Source organism: Gordonia crocea (genome assembly GCF_009932435.1).
Classification (GTDB): Bacteria; Actinomycetota; Actinomycetes; order Mycobacteriales; family Mycobacteriaceae; genus Gordonia; species Gordonia crocea.
Map to the genome: position 1 here is coordinate 2,317,370 of NZ_BJOU01000001.1, position 20,206 is coordinate 2,337,575.

Sequence of the window (20,206 nt, forward strand, 5' to 3'; positions counted from 1 at the left end):
GGAATCGCGGTGGCGGTGTCACCGTGCGCCCCGTCGCGGGACACCCGTCTGGGTGGGCCGGACGGCCGGCGCCCACGTAGGCTGGTCTGATCATGTCGCCGTCCCGCCCCTCCCGACCGCGCGGCGCCCGGCCCGGCCTGATCGAGGCGCGGCGCGCCCAGCGACCCCACCTCCATTTCCCCGACGAGCTGCCGGTCAGCGGCTGCCGCGACGAGATCGCCGCCGCACTCGCGCAGCACCAGGTGATCGTGGTCGCCGGCGAAACCGGTTCGGGCAAGACGACCCAGTTGCCGAAGATCTGTCTGGCCGCCGGACGAGGGGTGGACGGCCTCATCGGCCATACCCAACCGCGGCGCATCGCCGCCACGTCGGTGGCCGAGCGGATCGCCGAGGAGACCCGGACCGACGTCGGCGACGCGGTCGGCTATTGCGTGCGCTTCTCCGACCGGGTCGCCGACTCGACGCTGGTGAAGGTGATGACCGACGGCATCCTGCTGGCCGAGATCGCCAGCGACCCGATGCTGCGCGCCTACGACACGCTCATCATCGACGAGGCGCACGAGCGCAGCCTGAACATCGACTTCATCCTCGGCTACCTCAAGCAACTGCTGCCCCGCCGACCCGACCTCAAGGTGATCATCACCTCGGCGACGATCGAGCCCGAACGGTTCGCCCGGCACTTTGCCACCGCCACCGACAGCGTGCCGATCATCGAGGTCTCGGGGCGGACCTATCCGGTGGAACTGCGCTACCGGCCGCCGGCACCGGAGACCGAGCAAGCCGCGGCCATCGACTCCGCGGTCAGCGAGCTCTGGGCGGGGGCCACCGGCGACATCCTGGTCTTCCTGCCCACCGAGCGCGACATCAGGGAGACGGCCAAGGCACTCGCCCACCGGGAGTCGCACGGCGCCGAGATCGTCCCGCTCTACGCCCGGCTGTCCATCGCCGAGCAGCGCCGCGTCTTCACCCCGTCAAACGGGCGCCGAATCGTGTTGGCCACCAACGTCGCCGAGACCTCCCTCACCGTTCCGGGCATCCGGTACGTGGTCGACACCGGTACGGCGCGAATCTCCCGCTACTCGCCGCGCACGAAGGTCACCCGCCTTCCGGTCGAGCCCGTGTCCCAGGCCAGTGCGCGCCAGCGTGCCGGACGCTGCGGACGTGTCGCGGCCGGCGTGTGCCTGCGCCTCTACGACGAGGAGGATTTCGAGGCGCGCCCGCCCTACACCGATCCGGAGATCCTCCGCTCGAACCTGGCCGGGGTCATTCTCTCGATGGTGTCGCTGCGGCTGGGCGACATCGCCGACTTCGGTTTCGTCTCACCGCCGTCGAGCCGCGCGATCGCCGACGGTCTGGCCGAGCTGGGCGAACTCGGCGCGATCACCGTCCGACCCGACCGTGCCCCCAAGCTGACCGCCGTCGGCCGCTCGTTGGCCCGGCTGCCCATCGATCCCCGACCCGCCCGGATGCTCGTCGCCGCACACGAATTCGGCTGCGTCGCCGACGTTCTCGTGGTCGCATCGGCGCTGTCGATCCCCGATGTCCGGCTGCGTCCGGCCGACAAGCGGGAGGCCGCCGACGAGGCCCACCGTCGATTCGACGAGCCCGGCTCCGACTTCCTCTCGTTGCTGAACCTGTGGGACTACCTCGCGGAGTCGAGAAAGGCGCTGTCGGGCAACCAATTCCGCCGCCAATGCGAACGGGAGTTCCTCCACTGGACCCGTATCCGCGAGTGGCGCGACCTGCACCGACAGCTCGAGCGAACGGTGAAGGACCTCGGCTGGGGCGTCCAGCGCTCCGGGGACCGCGACCCCGACGCGGTCCACCAGGCGATCCTGGCCGGGCTCTTGTCCAACATCGCCGCACGCAAGCCCGACTCCAAGGAATACCTCGGCGCGCGGAACACCTCGCTGATGATCTTCCCGTCGTCACCGCTGGCAAAGAAACCGCCCGCCTTCCTCATGGCGGCCGAACTCATCGAGACCTCGCGCACCTATGCCAGCACCGTGGCGCGTATCGACCCGGCGTGGGCCGAGCGCCTCGCCGGCGATCTCTGCAAGCGCTCCTACAGCGAGCCGCACTGGTCGTCGCGGCAGGGGACGACCCTGGCTTACGAGCGCGTCACCCTGTTCGGCGTCACGCTCGCCGCGTCGCGCCGGGTGACCTACACCAAGATCGACCCGCCGCTGTGCCGCGAGTTGTTCCTCCGCCACGCCCTCGTCGACGGCGACTGGCGGACGCGGCACGCCTTCTTCGCCCGCAACCGCGCGTTGCTCGACGATGCGGCGGAGGTGGAGAGCCGGGCACGCCGGCGCGATCTGGTCATCAGCGCCGATCAGCTCTTCGCCTTCTACGACGCCCGGATCCCGGCCGACGTCGTCTCGGCCCAGCATTTCGACGCCTGGTGGAAGCAGGCCGCGCGCACCGAACCGGACCTGTTGGACCTGCGGGCCGAAGACGTCGTCGCACACAGCCCGGTCTCCGAGGCCGACTATCCGGGAACCTGGGCACAGGGCGAGTTGCGCCTGCGGCTGAGATACAAGTTCGCCCCCGGGGACCCCGACGACGGCGTCACCGTCGAGATCCCGCGCGACCTCGTCGACCACGTGCGCCCGGCCGGATTCGACTGGACGGTCCCGGGAATGCGCGAAGAGCTCGTGGCCGCCCTCATCAAGACGCTGCCCAAACAGATCCGCCGACTCGCCTCCCCCTCACCGCAATTCGCCGCAGCGGTGCTCGCCCGCCTCAAGCCGCGCAGTGAGCCGTTGCTCACCGGCGTGGCGCGGGAGTTGTCGGCCCTGACGCGGACGACGATCACCCCGGACACGTTCAACCTCGCGCGCATCGACGACCACCTCCAAATGAACTTCGCCCTCGTCGACGAGCGCGGCGACATCGTCGCCACCAGCCGCTCGCTGGCCCGGTTGCAACGCGACGAGGAGGCGCCCGGCGCGCGCACCGCGCCGGATCGGGTCACCGCCTCGACGTGGACGGCCGAGACTTTCGGGGATCTCGAGGAGTCGGTCTCCGCCGACATCGCCGGGCAGCGGGTGACCCGGTACCCGGGCCTCTCGCCCGTCGACGCGACGACCGTCGCATCCGCTCTTTTCCCGACCGCCCCCGCCCGCGACGCGGCCATGGTGCCGGCCGTCATCACGCTGCTCGCCGCGTCGACCCCGGCCTTGTCGAGGAAGACGGCGTCCTCGTTGAACCCGGCGCAACGGCTGGCCCTGAGTCAGCACCCCTACCCCGACCTCGACGCCCTGTTGGCCGACTGCACCCGCCGCGCCATCCGTGACTCCGTACCCACCGCCCGCGCATCCGCACTGCGCACCCCGTCGGCCTTCGCCGCGTTGCGCGCGGACCTCGCCCCGCAGATCACCGACCGGGCGCCGACCGCCTTCTTCGCGGCATTGGACGTGTTTGCGCTGGTCCCCGAGGTCCACGCGGCCATTGACTCGCGCACCGGAACGCTGGCGGCCGACGATGTCGCCGAACAGCTGGCCAACCTCGTCTTCGACGGCTTCATCGGCAGCACTCCGATCGACCGCCTCGCCGAGGTCCCCCGCTACCTTCGGGCGGCGATCATCCGACTCGAATCACTCGACACCGGTGCGGCCCGCGACCGGGACGCCCTCGCCGCCGTCGACCGCGTCATCGAACGGTGGAACCAACGGCTCCACCAGCTGCCCGAACACCGCCGCGAACCGTTCAACGACTACGCCCAGTGGATGGTTGAAGAGTTGCGCGTCGGATTGTTCGCCCAACGGCTCGGCACCGCCCATCCGGTGTCCGAAAAGCGAGTGCTCAAGGCATTCGACGCCTTCACCTGACGGAATCAGGCGCGATGGGCCTGCAGCAGGTCGATCTCGCGCTGGAAGTCGTCGAGCGACTCGAAGGACCGGTAGACCGAGGCGAAGCGCAGGTAGGCCACCTCGTCGAGATCGCGCAGCGGCCCGAGGATGGCCAATCCCACCTCGTGACTGGGTATCTCCGCCGACCCCGAGGAACGGACCGCGTCCTCCACCTGCGCAGCCAACTGGGCGAGGGCGTCCTCGTCGACCTGCCGCCCCTGGCAGGCCCGACGAACCCCCTTCATGACCTTCTCGCGGCTGAACGGCTCGGTCACCCCGTTGCGCTTGACGACGGCTAACACGGCCGACTCCACCGTGGTGAACCGGCGGCCACACTCGACACAGGAACGGCGGCGGCGGATCGCCTGCCCCTCGTCGGCAAGGCGCGAATCCACGACCTTGGTGTCTTCGTGCTTGCAGAAGGGGCAATGCATGTCCCCAACAATACCGGTGCGCCCCTCACCGGCGAACGCCGATCAGCGGTACACCGGGACGACCAGTGCCTGGCCCACGGTCAACGTCGGCGAGGTCATCGAATTGAGCGCCCGCAGCTGGTTCACCACTGCTTGTCGCGGCATGTCGGGTGCGATCCGGGCCGCGACTGCCGTCAGCGTCTCGCCGCCGCGAACATGCACAACCGACGTGGCGACCGGAGCCGGCGCCGACGCCGCCTCGTAGTTTCCGCCGACGATGGCGAACAGCCACACCAGCCCGGCCAGCGCGGCGCCCACCAGGATGGCCGCGGCGGCCTTGCGCCGGGCGAACACCCGGCTGTCCGGCGCCGGCCGTGCGACCCGCGGACGGCCATGGGCCGGTCCGGTGCACTCGCTGCCCCGGCCCGGGCGGGGTGCGGGCAGCCGCGTGTCGCGCGGCCCACGCAGCGCCCGGCCCTCCGACCGGGCGGGCCCGCGGTGCGGCTGGACCACACGCTGCCGATGGCCCGCCGCGGCGATCGGCCGCGACGTCGGAACGGCGTGGTGCGGGTGGCCCGGGCGGTACATCACCGATGCGCTCATCTTCGATCTCCTCGTTCGTACGTTCGATGCACTGATGTTCGAAGTTCTACCACGCCCGTCTGACAAAGTCTCGCGACACGTCGAACAAATGTTTGAAACTGTCGGTTTGTTTCGCTACCGTGGGGCTCAACCGAGAACAGGAGAAACCATGGCCAAGAAGAAGCCGCAGGCCGGCCTGACCGACTCACCGGCGGCCGTCGAGGCAACCCTGACCCAGCGCCAGCGCGACGTGCTGGAAGTCATCCGCAAGTCGGTCCGTGAGCGCGGCTACCCGCCGAGCATCCGCGAGATCGGCGACGCCGTCGGCCTGGTGTCGACCTCATCGGTGGCCTACCAGTTGCGCACCCTGGAGACCAAGGGCCTCCTCAAGCGCGACCCCCACCGACCACGCGCGGTGAACGTCGCGCCGGACAAGAACCAGCCGCCGCCCGGAGGCGCCGCGGCCGGGACCGACGGGATGCCCGCACCGACGTACGTGCCGGTCCTCGGACAGATCGCCGCGGGCGGCCCCATCCTCGCCGAGGAGGCCGTCGAAGACGTCTTCCCACTCCCCCGCGAACTCGTCGGGGACGGCACCCACTTCCTGTTGCGCGTCATCGGCGAATCAATGATCGACGCCGCGATCTGTGACGGCGACTGGGTGGTGGTCCGGCAGCAGAACGTCGCCGACAACGGCGACATCGTCGCCGCGATGATCGACGGCGAAGCCACCGTGAAGACGTTCAAGCGCGACGCCGACCACGTGTGGCTGATGCCGCACAACCCGCTGTTCGAGCCGATCCCCGGCGACCGCGCCGTCATCCTCGGCAAGGTCGTGACGGTGATGCGCCGGATCTGACGACCCCTCAGCCGCCGGTCCGGGTGAACTCCTCGAGTTCCCCGGCGAGCGCGGCGGGCACGCGGATCCTCATTTTCGTCCCCGTGGCGTGATGCTCGGTCGATCGGACTTCGCCGTCGGCATGGATCCGCGAGACGACGTCGCCACGGTCGAACGGCACATCGACGAAGATCTCGACGTCGTGGCGGCCCACCTCGTCGCGGACCCGGTTGAAGAGCCCGTCGAGGCCTTCCCCGGTTCGGGCGGAGATGAAGATCGCCCCCGGCAGCGCTGCCGCCAGTTCCGCGCGCGCCAGACCGTCCATCGCGTCGATCTTGTTGACCACCAACAGCTCCGGTGGCGCGGCGGCACCGTCACCACTCTCCTCGAGTACCTCGGCCAACACGGTGCGTACCGCGGCGACCTGGTCGAGCGGGAATGCCTCGGCCCCGTCGACCACGTGGATCAGCAGGTCGGCGTCGGCGACCTCCTCCAAGGTCGACCGGAAGGCCTCGACGAGTTGGGTCGGCAGGTGGCGGACGAATCCGACCGTGTCGGTGAAGACCACCTCGCGACCGTCGTCCAGGCGCGCGCGGCGTGTCGTCGGGTCCAGCGTCGCGAACAAGGCGTTCTGCACCAGGACACCCGATCCGGTCATCGCGTTGACCAGGCTCGACTTCCCGGCGTTGGTGTATCCGACGACGGTGATCGTCGGGACACCGCTGCGGTGGCGCTCGAGGCGTTTCACCGTCCGCGCGGTCTTCATCGCGCGGATCTCGCGCCGCAGCTTGGCCATCCGCTCCCGGATCCGGCGGCGGTCGGTCTCGATCTTCGTCTCACCCGGGCCGCGCAGGCCGACGCCGCCATTGCTGCCGGCGCGTCCACCGGCCTGGCGCGACATCGACTCACCCCAACCACGCAGGCGCGGCAGCATGTATTCCATCTGGGCCAGCGACACCTGCGCCTTGCCCTCACGGCTGGTGGCGTGTTGGGCGAAGATGTCCAGAATCAGCGCGGTCCGGTCGATGACCTTGACCTTCACGATCTTCTCCAGCGCGGTCAACTGCGCCGGTGTCAGCTCGCCGTCGGCGATCACGGTGTCGGCGCCCGTCGCGACGACCAAGTCGTGGAGTTCGCCGGCCTTACCCGAACCGATGTAGGTCGCCGCGTCGGGGCTGCTGCGCCGCTGGATCACGGCGTCGAGGACCTGCGACCCCGCCGTTTCGGCCAGCGCCGCCAACTCCGCCATATTCGCCTGTGCCTGTGCGGCCGTCCCCGACGTCCAGACGCCGACCAACACCACGCGTTCGAGGCGTAGCTGGCGGTACTCGACCTCGGTGACGTCGGTGAGCTCGGTGGACAGCCCCGCCACGCGCTGCAGGGATGCGCGGTCGTCGAGTGCCAGTTCGCCGGTGGTCGGGGCGGCCGATCGGGATTCGTGTTCAGTCATAGGCCTTCAATGATCGCACCGGCGCCCCGACGGGCGCACCTGGGTTTTCGGGCCGGCCCGACGAGGCTCAGCGCAGCGCCCCGTCGAACAATTCGCCCCGCGCGACGAGCCGGGACGGCCCGCGCAGCGTCGAGGACCGGCCGCCGTCGGCGATGGCCACCTCGACCCGACCGCCGGGAACCGTGATCCGCAGCAGCCCCTCGTCGCGGCCCACCGACGCCAGCAGCGCGCTCGCCGAGGCGACCAGACCGGTCCCACAACTGCGCGTTTCACCCACGCCGCGCTCGATGACCCGCATCGATGCGATCAGGGCGGCGCCGTCGTCGACGGGTTCGGTCAGCAGTTCCACGTTGACGCCCTCGGGGAAGACTCCGGCGTCGAATTGAACGCCACCGGAAAAGTCGATGGCCCCGAGCTCTCCGTGGGTGAGGCCGGGCACCACACAGGCGAGGTGCGGATTACCCAGGTCGACCGCGAGGCCCCGGTACACCCGGCCGTCGATCGTCGCCGAGGAGGTGACCCCGCGCCGGGCCGGGCCCATCGCCACGCTGACGTCGGCATCGGTGTCGCTGATCGAGTGGATCCGGACCGGTCGCGCGCCCGCGCGGGACCCGACCACGAATTCGTCGGTGTCGACCAGGCCGGCGACCCGGCAGTAGTGGGCGAAGACGCGGACCCCGTTGCCGCACATCTCGGCGATCGAGCCGTCGGCATTGCGGTAGTCCATGAACAGGTCGTCCGCCGCGATCCCCTCGCCCAGCCCGGTGAGCACACCGGCGTCGACGAGCGTCCCGGCACGGGCGACGCGCAACAATCCGTCGGCACCGATCCCGCGCTGGCGGTCGCACAGCGCGGCCACCGTCGCCGGTTCCAGGGGCAGCAACGCTCCCGGATCGTCGACGATGATGAAGTCGTTCTGCGTCCCGTGGCCCTTCCAGAAAGCCCGCGGTTGCGACGTCGCACTGGTCACCAGGTCAGTCTACCGGCGCCCCGGCAGCCGCCCAGTGGGCGGTGACCTCGTCGACGAGGTCCGCCGAACCGCCGTCGAACCAGCGGATCCGCGGGTCGCGGCGGAACCACGAGCGCTGGCGCCGGACATAGCGGCGCGTGCCCACGAAGGTCAGTTCCCGTGCGTGTGCGAGGTCGTACTCGCCATCGAGATGGGCCACGACCTGCGCGTAGCCGATGGCCCGAATCGCCGTCTGCCCCTCGCGCAGGCCCGCATCGAGCAGGCCGCCGACTTCGTCGACGAGTCCGGCGGCAAACATCTGGTCGGTCCGGGCGGCGATCCGCTCGTCGAGGAGTTCGGTGTCGCGGTCCACCCCGACGATCACCGCGCCCCAGCGGGGGTCGCCGATGGTCGGTTGGGAGGCGGCGAACGGCCGGCCGGTCAGCTCGACGACCTCGAGCGCGCGCACGATCCGGCGCCCGTCGGTGTCGAGGATGATCCGTGCCGCGGCCGGGTCGACCTCCGCCAGGCGCCGGTGGAGCGCCTGCGTCCCCGACTGCACGAGCTGTCGTTCGTAGCGCTCCCGGACCGCGGCGTCGGTGGGCGGCAGCTCCCATTCATCGACGAGGGCCTGGTAGTACATCATCGATCCGCCGACGATGACCGGCGTGCGCTCGCGCGACCGCACCGCGTCCACGTCGGCGATGGCACCGCGCTGATACCGCGCCACGGTGGCGGTTTCGGTCACGTCCAGCACGTCGATCTGGTGGTGGGTGATCTCGCGGCGCTGCTCGACGGGGACCTTGGCCGTGCCGATGTCCATCCCGCGGTACTGCTGCATCGCGTCGGCGTTGACGATTTCCCCGTCGAGCCGTTCGGCCAAGTCGAGCGCCAGATCCGACTTCCCGCTCGCCGTCGGGCCCACGACGATGATCGGGGTCCGAGGACTCACCTGAACCGCCAGGTCACGACGTTGTAGCCGACCCCGAAGGGCGCACCGGAGTAGCCGACGCGCACGGTCGCGGGACCGGGGGCGCAGGCCGCCGCAACCTGCCACGGCGCCCAACCCGAGGCCCCCCACCGGTCACAGGATTCGACCGGCAGCGCCCGCAGTGCCGCCGGATCACCGGAGGCCAGAGCCGCGTCGATCTGCTCTTGGAGTTCGACGGCCGCCGGTTCGCGCCCACCGCCCGGCGCGCGCTCGGACAGGTGGATGGCGCCGTCGCCGACGACGAGCAGGGCGGCATCACCGGGGGCCGCGGCAATCTCGGCGGCAAGTTGTGCACCGCGCCGCGAGCACTGGTCACCATCGGCTCCGGGCGTCACCACGACCGGGGTGACCGCCGGGCGCCGAGTCGCGAGTTCGCGCACCCACCCGGCCACGAGCATCGCCGTCGGCAGGTGCCCGACGGGTGCCCCGGGGTCATCGACGAGGGCGACACGCCGGTCCACCCCGAAGCCGCCGAAGGACCCAGTGGCCGGCACCGCGCTCTCCGCGGCCGGCGCCGGCGCCGGGGCGTCGTCGGACCCCACGGCCCACCAAGAACCGCTGAGGGCGGCCTGTTCGGCGACCGCCTGGGCAACCGCGGAGCGGATCGGTTCGAGCTCGCCGACCCCCGGACCGGACACCTCGGGCACCAGCGCTGGAGCGCCCGGGAGGAAAACCGCCGAAATCAACACAACCCACGACGCTAGTCGACCTGCTTGAATGGAGCCCAACGGCCCGACCCCGGTGCCGCGAAACCAGAACCTGGCAGCCGTGACGCGCGGCAGACAACGTGAGGATCCGATGACCACCTCCGACTCCACCCCTTCGACTTCGCCACCGACGACGAGCGGTGATCCAGCGGCACCGAAACCCGGCCCCAAGCCCGGGCCGCGGCCGGGCCCCCATCCCGGCGCGAAGCCGGTGACCAATGCCCCGATCACACATCAGCCCACCCATGCCGGCGACCCCCATCGCTACGGCCGGGTCGACGAGACCGGCACCGTCTGGTTGACAACCGCCGAGGGCGAGCGAGAGGTCGGACAGTGGCAGGCCGGCAGCCCGGACGAGGGTCTGGCGCACTTTGCCCGACGGTTCGAGGATCTGGCCACCGAGGTCGAGATCCTTGAGGAGCGGCTGGCGGCGCGCTCGGGAGATCCGCGCAAGACCCGCACCGCGGCACAGCACCTGCTGGACGCGCTGCCCACCGCGCACGTCATCGGCGACGTCGCGGCCTTGGAGACCCGCCTGAAGGCCATCACCGCGACGGCCGAGGACGTGGCCGAAGAGGTCAAAGCACAGCGGGCACATGACCGCGAGGAAGCCGTGGCACGCAAGACCGCCCTTGCCGTCGAAGCCGAAGAATTGGCCAACGACGCCACCCAGTGGAAAGCCGCCGGCGACCGGATCCGCGCCATCCTGGACGAGTGGCGCGAGATCAAGGGCATCGACCGCAAGACCGACGACGTCCTGTGGAAGCGCTACTCGCGGGCCCGCGACAAGTTCAACCGGCGCCGCGGCGCCCACTTCGCCGAACTGGACCGCGACCGGTCGGCGGCGAAGGACCGCAAGGAAGAGCTCATCGCCCAGGCCGAGGAGCTCTCGTCGTCGACCGACTGGGGGCCGACGTCGGGTCGATTCCGCGAACTGATGGCCGAGTGGAAGGCCGCCGGACGCGCGCCACGCGACGTCGACGACGCACTGTGGCACCGGTTCAAGGCCGCACAAGACGTGTTCTTCGCGGCGCGCAATGCCGAATCCACGCAGCGCGACGAGGAATTCACCGCCAACGCGGAGGCAAAGGCGAAGCTGCTCGACGAGGCGGAGGCGACCATCGACCCCGCCGCCGATCTGACGGCCGCCCGACGCGCGCTCCGCTCGCTGCAGGAACGCTGGGATGAGTTGGGGAAGGTGCCACGGGCCCAGATGGGACCGCTGGACGGGCGCCTACGCGCGTTGGAGCGCCGGATCCGCGAGGCCGAGGACGCGAGCTGGCGCCGCGAGGACCCCGAGGTGGCGGCACGCGCCGCCCAATTCGCCGAGAAGGTCGCCGCCCTCGAGGAACAGGCCCGCAAGGCCGAAGAACGCGGAAAGACCTCCGACGCGAAGAAGCTGCGCGAACAGGCCGACCAGTGGCGCGAATGGGCCAAGGCGGCGGAGAGCGCCGTTTCAGACCGCTGACCGAGGGCCCAGTCGGCGAAAAAGAGGGCCCAGTCGGCGAGATCGAGGGCCCAGTCGGCGGGGTTAGTCGGTGTCGGAGCGGTCGGTGTCGGTGCGCCGCTGCGTGAGATCGCGCATCCGGTCCTCTTCGGCGGCCGCCGCCTCTCGCCGCTGCGCCTCCAGCGCCAACTGGTAGACGTTGCGCGACCACACGACGCGGGCCCAGTGGAATGACAGCACCACCATGGCCACCAACCCCAGGATGAGCCCGATGCCGATCCCGCCCGTCGGGGCCAAGAGTTTGCCGTCCGGGCCCATCGGGGCGTTCACTCCCGGGGTCGTCCGCGTCCACCAGGCCAGCATTCCGGCCACCACCGACACCATGCAGCCGCACAGGGCGACCCACGCCAGCACCCAGCGGCGGGTCACCAACGCCAACGTCGAGGCCAACACGCCGAAGATGAGCACCATGTACACGAAGATCCGCGAGGTGATTGCGACGTCGGCCTCCTGCGCGCCCGCCGTGTAGCTCAACACGTCGAACCCCTTGACCGATCCGGTGTGCGGCAAGGCCAGCGACACCGCCGCCACCAAGACGGCCACGGCCACCACCACGGCGCGGGCACCTGGGTCGATCTCCCCGGCCACTTTGCGCTCCGCCTTGCGCAGATCGTCCTTGAACTGGTCGAACCCAGGCGTCGAATCGTCAGTCACGTCAAATCCCGTCATTAGTTGCAACTCCCCGAAGAACAACCGGTGGTCGCCGGTTCCAACGGTCGGGCGCCGATGGTCGGCAGACCCAGACCCACCCCCGGCGACGCCGTGGTCGGCCGCAGATTCGCCTCATGGGCATCCCCGGCCCGCGTGTGGCGGATCGTGGTCACTCCCCCGTCGGCCATGAGATGGTGCGGCGCCGCCGCCGTGATCGTCGTCGTCACCACATCGCCGGGTCTGATCGGCCCGCTCACTGCGTTCCCGGCGCCGGGTCGAATCGGCCCGCTCACTACGTTCCCGGCGCCGGGTCGAATCGGCCCGCTCACTGCGTTCCCGGCGCCGGGCACAAAGTGGACAAGACGACCGTCGCGGGCCCGACCGGTCAACCGGTCGTGTTCGGCACTCTTACGGCTGGAGTCCGCGGTGACGAGCAGCTCGACCTCGGTGCCGACGAGCGTCTCGTTCTCGGCGAGGCAGACCTTCTCCTGCAGTGCGACGAGCCGCTGGTAGCGCTCGGTGACCACCTCTGGCGGCACCTGGTCGGGCATCGTGGCCGCCGGGGTACCCGGGCGGGGCGAGTACTGGAACGTGAAGGCCGAGCTGAACCGAGCGGCCTCGACGACGTCGAGCGTCGCCTGGAAGTCTTCCTCGGTCTCACCCGGGAACCCGACGATGATGTCGGTCGTGATGGCCGCGTGCGGCATCGCCGCCCGGACCCGATCGAGGATCCCGAGGTACTTCGACTGGCGGTAGGACCGCCGCATCGCCCGCAGCACCCGATCCGAGCCCGACTGCAACGGCATGTGCAGCTGGGGACAGACATTGGGGGTCTGCGCCATCGCCTCGATGACGTCGTCGGTGAACTCCGCCGGATGCGGCGAGGTGAACCGCACCCGTTCCAACCCGTCGATCGTGCCGCAGGCGCGCAACAGATCGGCGAAGGCGCCGCGGTTGCGGGGCTGATCCGGGTCGGCGAAGGACATCCCGTAGGCGTTGACGTTCTGGCCGAGCAGGGTCACCTCCAACACGCCCTGGTCGACCAGCGCCTGCACCTCGGCGAGGATGTCGGCGGGCCGGCGGTCGGTCTCCTTGCCGCGCAGGGACGGGACGATGCAGAACGTGCAGGTGTTGTTACAGCCCACCGAGACCGAGACCCATCCGGAATATGCCGAGTCGCGACGGGCCGGCAACGTCGACGGGAAGCGGTCCAGCGACTCGAGGATCTCGACCTGGGCCTCGTCGTTGTGCCGGGCGCGGTCCAGCAGCGCCGGCAGCGACCCGATGTTGTGCGTGCCAAACACCACGTCGACCCACGGTGCCCGGTCCAGCACGGCCGACCGGTCCTTCTGGGCGAGGCAGCCGCCCACGGCAATCTGCATCCCGGGCTTGCGCCGCTTCACCGGCGCGAGATGGGAGAGGTTCCCATAGAGCTTGTTGTCGGCGTTCTCCCGCACCGCGCACGTGTTGAACACGACCAGGTCGGGCTCGTCGCCCTCGGCGGCCGCCACATACCCGGCCTGCTCGAGGAGGCCGGAGATCCGCTCGGAGTCGTGCACGTTCATCTGACACCCGAAGGTGCGCACCTCATAGCGCGGCTGCCCGGCGGGGGCGCCACCAACCGGCGAACTCTCGATACTCACTCCACCAAGGATAGTGCGGTCGACAAACCCGACACGCACTGCCGTGTCGCCGATCGGGTACTAAGGTGATCGGTTATGACATCAGCGGCCTCTCGGAACGCCAGCGCACCGCCGATGGTCTCCCTCCAGCACGTCGACAAGCATTTCGGCGACCTCCACGTGCTGCGCGACATCAACCTCGACATCCCGGCCGGGCAGGTCGTCGTGCTGCTGGGTCCATCCGGCTCGGGCAAGTCCACCCTCTGCCGGACGATCAACCGCCTCGAGCCGATCGACAGCGGTGAGATCTACCTCGACGGGCACCTCCTCCCCGAGGAGGGCCGCGACCTCGCCGCGTTGCGTGCCGAGGTGGGCATGGTCTTCCAATCGTTCAACCTGTTCGCCCACAAGACGATCCTGGAAAACGTGACCCTCGCCCCGATCAAGGTGCGCAAGAAGTCGAAGGCGCAGGCCGAGGCGAAGGCGATGGAACTGCTCGAGCGGGTCGGGGTCGCGGCACAGCGCGACAAGTACCCCGCCCAACTGTCGGGCGGCCAGCAGCAGCGCGTGGCTATCGCCCGATCGCTGGCGATGGAGCCGCGGGTCATGTTGTTCGACGAGCCGACGTCGGCGCTCGATCCGGAGATGGTGAACGAGGTCCTCGACGTCATGGTCTCCCTCGCGCACGAGGGCATGACGATGGTCGTCGTGACCCATGAGATGGGCTTCGCGCGCAAAGCCGCCGACCGCGTGATCTTCATGGCCGACGGCGCGATCGTCGAAGACGCCGATCCCGACACCTTCTTCACCTCGCCCGACAGCGACCGCGCACGCGACTTCCTGTCGAAGATCCTGGACCACTGATGGCCGGCGCACTGCGACGCACCCTGGTGGCCCTGGCCGTCCTCGCCTCGTGCCTCGGGGTGCTCACCGCCTGCGGGAGCAACCCGCGCAACCTGCTCGACTCGATCCGCTCGGGCCACGTCATCCTCGGCGCCAAATTCGACCAGCCGGGCCTGGGGTTGCGCGACCCGACCCGCGACGACGTCGTCGGCTTCGATCCCTCGGTCTCGCGCTTCGTGGTCAACCACATCGCCGACCGCCTCCGCGTCCCCCACCCGCGCATCACCTGGCGCGAGACCCCCTCGGCGCAGCGCGAGGCGCTGATCAGCTACGGCGAGGTCGACATGATCGCCGCAACCTATTCGATCACCACCAGCCGTCTGGCGAAGGTCGACTTCGCCGGGCCGTACCTGATCAACTACCAGGGACTGCTGGTAAGCGGCGGCAACTCCGCGGTGAAGGCCCTCGCCGACCTCGACAATCCCGAGCGCATCCTGTGCTCGGTGACCGGGTCGACCCCGGCGCAGAACGTCAAACGCGAGCTGCCCGGGGTCCAACTCCAAGAGTTCGACTCCTACTCGTCGTGCGTCGAGGCACTGCGCAACAACAAAGTCGACGCCCTGACCACCGACGAGGTGATCCTGGCCGGCTACGCCCACTTCTTCCCCCAGTACGGCATGCGGGTGCTGTCGATGGTCTACGACCGCGACGCCTGCAGCCCCAAGGGGCAGTTCATCCCCCAGGGTCGCCCGTTCTCCACCGAGCGGTACGGGATCGGGCTGGCCAAGGGCCAACCGCAGTCGGTGGACGCCGTCAACGAGGCGCTGCGCGCCATGATCGCGCCGCGCCCCGGCCGGCCCTCGGCCTGGGAGGAAGCACTGCGCTCGGCCGTCGGCAACGAGATGGTCGATGCCATGGCCGCGCGGGCCGCCGCCCCCGGATCGCGCTTCGGGTTCCTCCCCGCTCCCGGCGACCTGTCGTTCCTCGAGTCCACCTCGACTCCGTGCCCGCCGGGGATGAAGCGGTGAGCGCGCTGTGGGCGGATATGGCCCCGGTGTTGTGGCCCGCCTTCGCCATGACCCTGAAACTGACCGTGCTCTCGGCGGTGGGCGCCCTGGTGTGGGGGGTGATCCTGGCCGGCATGCGGGTGTCCCCCGTGCCGGTGATGCGCTGGTTCGCCACCGGATACATCACCATCGTCCGCAACACCCCGCTGACGCTGATCGTGCTGTTCTGTTCGCTGGGCCTCTACACGAACCTCGGTGTCGCGCTCGCCCCGCACGGCCCACATTTCGTGGCGGACAACAATTTCCGACTCGCCGTGCTCGCCTTCGTGCTCTACACGGCCACCTTCGTCAGCGAAACGCTGCGCGCCGGGTTCAACACCGTGCCGATCGGCCAGGCGGAGGCGGCCCGCTCGCTGGGCCTCGGCTTCACCCAGGTGTTCGGCGGCATCGTGTTGCCCCAGGCGATGCGTTCGGTGATCCTCCCGATGGGCAGCGTCCTCATCGCACTCACCAAGAACACCACCATCGCCTCGGTCATCGGCGTCAGTGAAGCCGCGCTACTCATGAAGACCCAGATCGAGAACCATGCGAACCTCGTCCTCGCGATCTTCGCCATCATCGCCGTCGGGTTCATGATCATCACCCTGACCGAGGGCTTTGTCTTCGGCTGGTTGGCCAACCGATTCGCGGTGAAACGATGAGCGCGCAGGCGACCGTCCTCTACGACGCACCGGGGCCGCGGGCACGGGTCCGCAACGCCGTGATCGCCGTCGCCTTCCTCCTGGTGATGGCCCTCGTCGCCGCCTGGGTCGTGGCCCGCCTCGCCGACCGCGGCCAACTCGCCGGCGCCATGTGGCGCCCATTCATCACGGCGTCGACCTGGACGACCTACATCCTGCCCGGACTGTGGGGGACGATCACCGCGGCCGCCGTCTCGATCGCGGCCGCGCTCGTGCTCGGGGCACTGCTGGGCATCGGGCGGATGTCCGACCACCGCGCCGTGCGGCTGTTCTGCGGGGCGTTCACCGAGGGCTTCCGCGCGATCCCGGTCCTGCTCCTCATCTTGTTCACCTACTACCTCTACGCGCAGTACGGGCTCGTGCCGCCCTCCCGGTTGGCCTTCGCCGCCGTCGTCACCGGTCTCACGCTGTACAACGGGACGGTGATCGCCGAGATCCTCCGATCCGGGATCAACTCGTTGCCGCGAGGCCAAGCAGAGGCGGGCGTCGCGCTGGGCCTGCGGAAATCGCAGCTGATGCGCATCGTGCTACTCCCCCAGGCGATCACCGCGATGCTGCCGGCGCTCGTCTCCCAGATGGTGATCGCCCTCAAGGACAGCGCGCTCGGCTACATCATCGGCTACGTCGAGGTCGTCCGGTCCGGCATCATGTCCGCGTCCTTCTACGGGAACTACCTCCCCGCGCTGATCGTCGTCGCCCTCGTGATGATCGCGATCAACTTCTCGCTCACCGCGCTGGCCACCCGTCTCGAACGGCGACTCCGCAGCGGCCGCGGCAAACGCGGCGCCGTGGCCGCGGTCGAACTCGATGCGGTGGAAGCAGCCGATTAGTCCGCCGGCTCAGCCGCGCTGCGAGTGCTCGCGGAGTTGTTCGCGCACCACGTCGTAGGCGATGCCCTGGGGGAACCCCCGCCGGATCAGCATGCCGCTCAACCGGCGCATCAGCGAGTCCCGAACGGTGCGCTCGGACAGATCCGCGGTACTGGTGGCGAGTTTGCGCTCGACCAGTTCCCGCGCCCGGCGGTACTCGTCGTCGGGATCGACGTCGGTGAGCACCGCCGCGACCACCGCCTCGTCAATCCCCTTGGCCCGCAGCTCGTGTCGCAACCCGACACTCCCCCGACGGGAGTACTCCCCCCGGGAATGAACCCACTCGCGGGCGAATGCCTCGTCGTCGAGGAGGGCGTGTTTGTCCAGCCGAGCCATGACCGCCTCGACCTCGTCGGCACTGAAGCCACGGCGGGTCAACCGGTCGAGCATCTCACTGCGGCTGCGGGCCCGAACGCCCAGCAGCCGCAGTGCGGCATCCCACGCGGACGCCCGCCGCCCCGATTCGGGGTCGCCGGCGGACCGATCCGCGCGGGTTCCGGGGGCTTCGTCCTCCGACGACACCGGCTGCCCTTAGAACTCGACGGGCACCGGAGCCATCGCGTCCGGATCGAGCTCCTCGCCGGCCGCGACCCCGACACCGAGCTTGTCCTTGATCTTCTTCTCGATCTCGTCGGCGATGTCCGGGTTCTCCTTGAGGAAGTTGCGGGCGTTCTCCTTGCCCTGCCCCAGCTGGTCGCCCTCATAGGTGAACCACGAACCCGACTTGCGGATGAAGCCCTCGTTGACACCGAGGTCGATCAACGAACCCTCGCGCGAGATCCCCTGACCGTAGAGGATGTCGAACTCGGCCTGCTTGAACGGCGGGGCCACCTTGTTCTTCACGACCTTCACGCGGGTCCGGTTGCCGACCGCGTCGGTCCCGTCCTTCAGGGTCTCGATCCGGCGCACGTCCAACCGCACCGACGAGTAGAACTTCAGCGCCTTGCCGCCGGTCGTCGTCTCCGGCGAGCCGAACATGACGCCGATCTTCTCGCGGAGCTGGTTGATGAAGATCGCGGTGGTGTTGGAGTTGCTCAGCGCCGACGTCATCTTGCGCAGCGCCTGACTCATCAGCCGGGCCTGCAGGCCGACGTGGCTGTCGCCCATCTCGCCCTCGATCTCCGCGCGCGGCACCAGTGCCGCCACCGAGTCGATCACCAGGATGTCGAGCGCCCCCGAGCGGATCAGCATGTCGGCGATCTCCAGTGCCTGCTCCCCGGTATCGGGTTGGGACACCAGGAGGGCGTCGGTGTCGACGCCCAGCTTCGCCGCGTAATCCGGGTCCAGGGCGTGCTCGGCGTCGATGAACGCTGCAATCCCGCCCTGGGCCTGCGCGTTGGCCACCGCGTGCAGGGCGACGGTGGTCTTGCCCGACGACTCCGGACCGTAGATCTCCACCACGCGGCCGCGCGGCAGACCGCCGATACCCAGTGCGATGTCCAGTGCCACCGAGCCGGTGGGGATGACCTCGATGGGCTGCCGGGTCTCCTCGCCCAGCCGCATGACCGAGCCCTTGCCAAAGTTCTTGTCGATCTGGGCCAGTGCCAGGTCGAGTGCCTTCTCACGATCTTGCGAAGCGGCGGCCATGATGTCTCCTTGTGTCCCGCGGGCCGATGCCCTTGCCGGTGGTCTGTGGGGTTGTCGTGTTGGTCGTGCGTCACGGTATCTGCGGGGTCTGACATGACCCCTCGACCACTTGGACGCGCGGTGGGCGGTGTTCGGTTCCACCCCCGAGATTACACGCGAATCGAACGTCTGTTCGCCACCGACACGCCGCGGGGATTCTCACCAGTTGGCGCGGGGGACGTCAAAGTCGCGGCACATCGCCCGCCAGACGTCACGGGGGTCGACCCCCTCCTCGATGGCTTGCGCCCCGGTCCGCCCACCGAGATCGACCAATACGTGGTCGACCAGCATCGATGCGGCGGTCTGCTCGCCAAACTGCTCGTTCATGAGCTCGGTGAAGTCCGTCAGGCGCATACCGCCGACCCTACGACACCCCGCCGACCGCGGCGCGGGCCACCACCGCCACCGGGTCCACGGTGCGCGCCCCGGATTCGGCGACCCGGCGTGCCGCGGCGGCAAAATCCCCTTCTCCCAGTACCCGGCGCACGGCTGCGGCAATCGCGGCGGGATCCGGTGCGCCGACGTCGATCCCGGCCCCCAGCCGGGCGACCCGGGCGGCCAGTTCCCGTTGGTCGCCGCCACCGGGGACCATCACGACCGGCACACCCGCCCCCAGCGCCTTGGCGAGCATCCCGTGCCCGGCGCCGCATACCGCGACCGCCGCGCCCGTCAAGACCTCGTCCTGGCGCCCGGTACCCGTGACCAGCTCGGCGATCCCCGCACCCGCACCCTGCCGGCACTGCGCCGCGGTGGGCACGCCCAGGCCGGAGAGGACCACCCGGACCCGGCGGCCGAGGGAGTCTGCGCCCAAGGCCCGCAAAGCCGCGTCGGCCAGTGACCCCTGGCCGGTCGCCGCGGTCGACGGGGCGACGACGACGAGCGGGTCATCGGTCTGCGGGACGTCGAACCGCGTCTGCGTCGGCTCCCACAGCAGCGGACCGATCAGATGGGCCTGCGCCGGCCAATCGGGCCGGTACACCTCCAACGCCGGCCACGTTGCAATCAGCTTGGCCGTCGGCCGGGGCGGGCCGAGCAGTCCGATCGCCGCCCGCGCCTCGTCGCGCTGGCGCTCGCCGGCCGCGACGGCCCGCGCACTCATCGCGCGCAGCGCCCGATCGCGCCACCGCCCGAGCGTGCCGCGCCCCGCGGCCAGCCCCATCCCGATCGGCGGCAGGCCGCGCGACTGTTCGTAGAGCGGATGCGGCGACAGCTCGCACCAGGGCAGACCGGCCAGTTCGGCGGCCCAGCCCCCGGCCCGGGTGATCACGTCGCTGACGACGACGTCGTATCGCGTGGCGAGGTGCGGTTCGAGCAGGACCGCCATTCGGGCGGCCCGGGTGCTGAGTTTCGCGCCGGCGTCGTCGTCGTCATCGTCGTCCGCGGCCGCCAAGCCGGGGAGTTCGGCGCTCGACGCGGAGCCGAGGTCGACGTGCGCCCACCGTTTGCCGGTGAAGACGGTCGCCTGATGGCCCGCCTCGACGAGCCGGCCGGCCAGGCCGAATGCCGGGAAGGCGTGACCGGCCTCGTCGCCGACCACGAGGGCCACCCGCACCGGGG

19 protein-coding genes are annotated in these 20,206 nt (G+C 70.0%); 7 read left to right on the top strand and 12 right to left on the bottom strand.

Going from position 1 to position 20,206, the window contains the following annotated elements; translation table 11 throughout:
* Positions 1–92: 92 nt before the first annotated feature.
* On the top strand, positions 93–3,833 hold the full coding sequence (gene hrpA, locus nbrcactino_RS10960) for an ATP-dependent RNA helicase HrpA (RefSeq protein ID WP_161927378.1): 3,741 nt from the start codon (positions 93–95) through the stop codon (positions 3,831–3,833).
* Positions 3,834–3,838: 5 nt separating this feature from the next.
* On the opposite strand, the gene nrdR is transcribed toward hrpA, so the two are convergent.
* Together nrdR and nbrcactino_RS18195 are read right to left on the bottom strand one after the other, a co-directional pair.
* Positions 3,839–4,288: a transcriptional regulator NrdR gene (gene nrdR, locus nbrcactino_RS10965; protein WP_161927379.1), complete on the bottom strand. Its 450-nt coding sequence runs from the start codon at positions 4,286–4,288 to the stop codon at positions 3,839–3,841.
* Between the two features lie 42 nt (positions 4,289–4,330).
* Positions 4,331–4,870 (bottom strand): LysM peptidoglycan-binding domain-containing protein, encoded by a 540-nt coding sequence (locus tag nbrcactino_RS18195; protein ID WP_228460779.1) that lies wholly within the window; start codon positions 4,868–4,870, stop codon positions 4,331–4,333.
* 148 nt (positions 4,871–5,018) lie between these two features.
* Between nbrcactino_RS18195 and lexA the strand changes: the two genes are divergently transcribed.
* Entirely contained in the window at positions 5,019–5,708 is a 690-nt protein-coding gene (gene lexA, locus nbrcactino_RS10975) for a transcriptional repressor LexA (RefSeq protein WP_161927380.1), read from the top strand.
* 7 nt (positions 5,709–5,715) lie between these two features.
* Here the strand turns inward: lexA and hflX are convergent, their stop codons facing one another.
* The 4 genes from hflX to nbrcactino_RS10995 all read right to left on the bottom strand — a co-directional run bounded on the left by hflX (position 5,716) and on the right by nbrcactino_RS10995 (position 9,766).
* Positions 5,716–7,137, bottom strand: coding sequence for a GTPase HflX (gene hflX / locus nbrcactino_RS10980; protein ID WP_228460780.1), 1,422 nt, complete (start codon positions 7,135–7,137; stop codon positions 5,716–5,718).
* 67 nt (positions 7,138–7,204) lie between these two features.
* Positions 7,205–8,107: a diaminopimelate epimerase gene (dapF, locus tag nbrcactino_RS10985; RefSeq protein WP_161927381.1), complete on the bottom strand. Its 903-nt coding sequence runs from the start codon at positions 8,105–8,107 to the stop codon at positions 7,205–7,207.
* Positions 8,108–8,111: 4 nt separating this feature from the next.
* Positions 8,112–9,038: a tRNA (adenosine(37)-N6)-dimethylallyltransferase MiaA gene (gene miaA, locus nbrcactino_RS10990; RefSeq protein ID WP_161927382.1), complete on the bottom strand. Its 927-nt coding sequence runs from the start codon at positions 9,036–9,038 to the stop codon at positions 8,112–8,114.
* Positions 9,035–9,766, bottom strand: coding sequence for a class III extradiol ring-cleavage dioxygenase family protein (locus nbrcactino_RS10995; protein WP_161927383.1), 732 nt, complete (start codon positions 9,764–9,766; stop codon positions 9,035–9,037). Before nbrcactino_RS10995 ends, miaA begins: the two co-directional genes overlap by 4 nt.
* Before the next feature lie 109 nt (positions 9,767–9,875).
* Between nbrcactino_RS10995 and nbrcactino_RS11000 the strand changes: the two genes are divergently transcribed.
* Positions 9,876–11,252 (top strand): DUF349 domain-containing protein, encoded by a 1,377-nt coding sequence (locus nbrcactino_RS11000; RefSeq protein WP_161927384.1) that lies wholly within the window; start codon positions 9,876–9,878, stop codon positions 11,250–11,252.
* Positions 11,253–11,315: 63 nt separating this feature from the next.
* On the opposite strand, the gene nbrcactino_RS11005 is transcribed toward nbrcactino_RS11000, so the two are convergent.
* Both nbrcactino_RS11005 and miaB read right to left on the bottom strand, forming a co-directional pair.
* The gene (locus nbrcactino_RS11005; RefSeq protein WP_161927385.1) at positions 11,316–11,960 is read right to left on the bottom strand and encodes an Rv2732c family membrane protein; all 645 of its coding nucleotides are present in this window, start codon (positions 11,958–11,960) and stop codon (positions 11,316–11,318) included.
* A complete protein-coding gene (miaB, locus tag nbrcactino_RS11010; protein ID WP_371864570.1) occupies positions 11,960–13,507 on the bottom strand; it encodes a tRNA (N6-isopentenyl adenosine(37)-C2)-methylthiotransferase MiaB in 1,548 nt (515 codons plus the stop codon). Before miaB ends, nbrcactino_RS11005 begins: the two co-directional genes overlap by 1 nt.
* Positions 13,508–13,699: 192 nt before the next feature.
* Between miaB and nbrcactino_RS11015 the strand changes: the two genes are divergently transcribed.
* From nbrcactino_RS11015 to nbrcactino_RS11030, 4 genes are read left to right on the top strand one after another with little or no spacing between them, the layout of a single operon-like run.
* Positions 13,700–14,428, top strand: a complete 729-nt coding sequence (locus nbrcactino_RS11015; protein ID WP_186343373.1) for an amino acid ABC transporter ATP-binding protein — start codon at positions 13,700–13,702, stop codon at positions 14,426–14,428.
* Positions 14,428–15,435: a transporter substrate-binding domain-containing protein gene (locus tag nbrcactino_RS11020; RefSeq protein ID WP_161927387.1), complete on the top strand. Its 1,008-nt coding sequence runs from the start codon at positions 14,428–14,430 to the stop codon at positions 15,433–15,435. Before nbrcactino_RS11015 ends, nbrcactino_RS11020 begins: the two co-directional genes overlap by 1 nt.
* A complete protein-coding gene (locus nbrcactino_RS11025) occupies positions 15,432–16,115 on the top strand; it encodes an amino acid ABC transporter permease (RefSeq protein WP_161927388.1) in 684 nt (227 codons plus the stop codon). The genes nbrcactino_RS11020 and nbrcactino_RS11025 overlap by 4 nt, the downstream gene beginning before the upstream one ends.
* Positions 16,112–16,984, top strand: coding sequence for an amino acid ABC transporter permease (locus nbrcactino_RS11030; RefSeq protein WP_161927389.1), 873 nt, complete (start codon positions 16,112–16,114; stop codon positions 16,982–16,984). The genes nbrcactino_RS11025 and nbrcactino_RS11030 overlap by 4 nt, the downstream gene beginning before the upstream one ends.
* A gap of 9 nt (positions 16,985–16,993) precedes the next feature.
* On the opposite strand, the gene nbrcactino_RS11035 is transcribed toward nbrcactino_RS11030, so the two are convergent.
* The 4 genes from nbrcactino_RS11035 to nbrcactino_RS11050 all read right to left on the bottom strand — a co-directional run bounded on the left by nbrcactino_RS11035 (position 16,994) and on the right by nbrcactino_RS11050 (position 20,201).
* Positions 16,994–17,545 carry a regulatory protein RecX gene (locus nbrcactino_RS11035; protein ID WP_161927390.1) on the bottom strand — a complete coding sequence of 184 codons (552 nt, stop codon included), beginning with the start codon at positions 17,543–17,545 and terminating at the stop codon, positions 16,994–16,996.
* 9 nt (positions 17,546–17,554) lie between these two features.
* The gene (gene recA, locus nbrcactino_RS11040; RefSeq protein ID WP_161927391.1) at positions 17,555–18,610 is read right to left on the bottom strand and encodes a recombinase RecA; all 1,056 of its coding nucleotides are present in this window, start codon (positions 18,608–18,610) and stop codon (positions 17,555–17,557) included.
* 198 nt (positions 18,611–18,808) lie between these two features.
* Positions 18,809–19,003, bottom strand: coding sequence for a DUF3046 domain-containing protein (locus nbrcactino_RS11045; RefSeq protein ID WP_161927392.1), 195 nt, complete (start codon positions 19,001–19,003; stop codon positions 18,809–18,811).
* Positions 19,004–19,013: 10 nt separating this feature from the next.
* Complete coding sequence (locus nbrcactino_RS11050; RefSeq protein WP_161927393.1) at positions 19,014–20,201, bottom strand: glycosyltransferase; 1,188 nt, start codon at positions 20,199–20,201, stop codon at positions 19,014–19,016.
* Positions 20,202–20,206: the final 5 nt, after the last annotated feature.

What these genes read in the sequence shown, in the direction of transcription:
- hrpA (WP_161927378.1), top strand. Translation starts at nt 93, where the DNA reads ATGTCGCCGTCCCGCCCCTCCCGACCGCGCGGCGCCCGGCCCGGCCTG.
- miaB (WP_371864570.1), bottom strand. Translation starts at nt 13,507, where the DNA reads ATGAACGTGCACGACTCCGAGCGGATCTCCGGCCTCCTCGAGCAGGCC.
- nrdR (WP_161927379.1), bottom strand. Translation starts at nt 4,288, where the DNA reads ATGCATTGCCCCTTCTGCAAGCACGAAGACACCAAGGTCGTGGATTCG.
- lexA (WP_161927380.1), top strand. Translation starts at nt 5,019, where the DNA reads ATGGCCAAGAAGAAGCCGCAGGCCGGCCTGACCGACTCACCGGCGGCC.
- hflX (WP_228460780.1), bottom strand. Translation starts at nt 7,137, where the DNA reads ATGACTGAACACGAATCCCGATCGGCCGCCCCGACCACCGGCGAACTG.
- nbrcactino_RS11045 (WP_161927392.1), bottom strand. Translation starts at nt 19,003, where the DNA reads ATGCGCCTGACGGACTTCACCGAGCTCATGAACGAGCAGTTTGGCGAG.
- nbrcactino_RS11000 (WP_161927384.1), top strand. Translation starts at nt 9,876, where the DNA reads ATGACCACCTCCGACTCCACCCCTTCGACTTCGCCACCGACGACGAGC.
- nbrcactino_RS11015 (WP_186343373.1), top strand. Translation starts at nt 13,700, where the DNA reads ATGGTCTCCCTCCAGCACGTCGACAAGCATTTCGGCGACCTCCACGTG.
- nbrcactino_RS11020 (WP_161927387.1), top strand. Translation starts at nt 14,428, where the DNA reads ATGGCCGGCGCACTGCGACGCACCCTGGTGGCCCTGGCCGTCCTCGCC.
- nbrcactino_RS11030 (WP_161927389.1), top strand. Translation starts at nt 16,112, where the DNA reads ATGAGCGCGCAGGCGACCGTCCTCTACGACGCACCGGGGCCGCGGGCA.
- recA (WP_161927391.1), bottom strand. Translation starts at nt 18,610, where the DNA reads ATGGCCGCCGCTTCGCAAGATCGTGAGAAGGCACTCGACCTGGCACTG.
- nbrcactino_RS18195 (WP_228460779.1), bottom strand. Translation starts at nt 4,870, where the DNA reads ATGAGCGCATCGGTGATGTACCGCCCGGGCCACCCGCACCACGCCGTT.
- nbrcactino_RS11005 (WP_161927385.1), bottom strand. Translation starts at nt 11,960, where the DNA reads ATGACGGGATTTGACGTGACTGACGATTCGACGCCTGGGTTCGACCAG.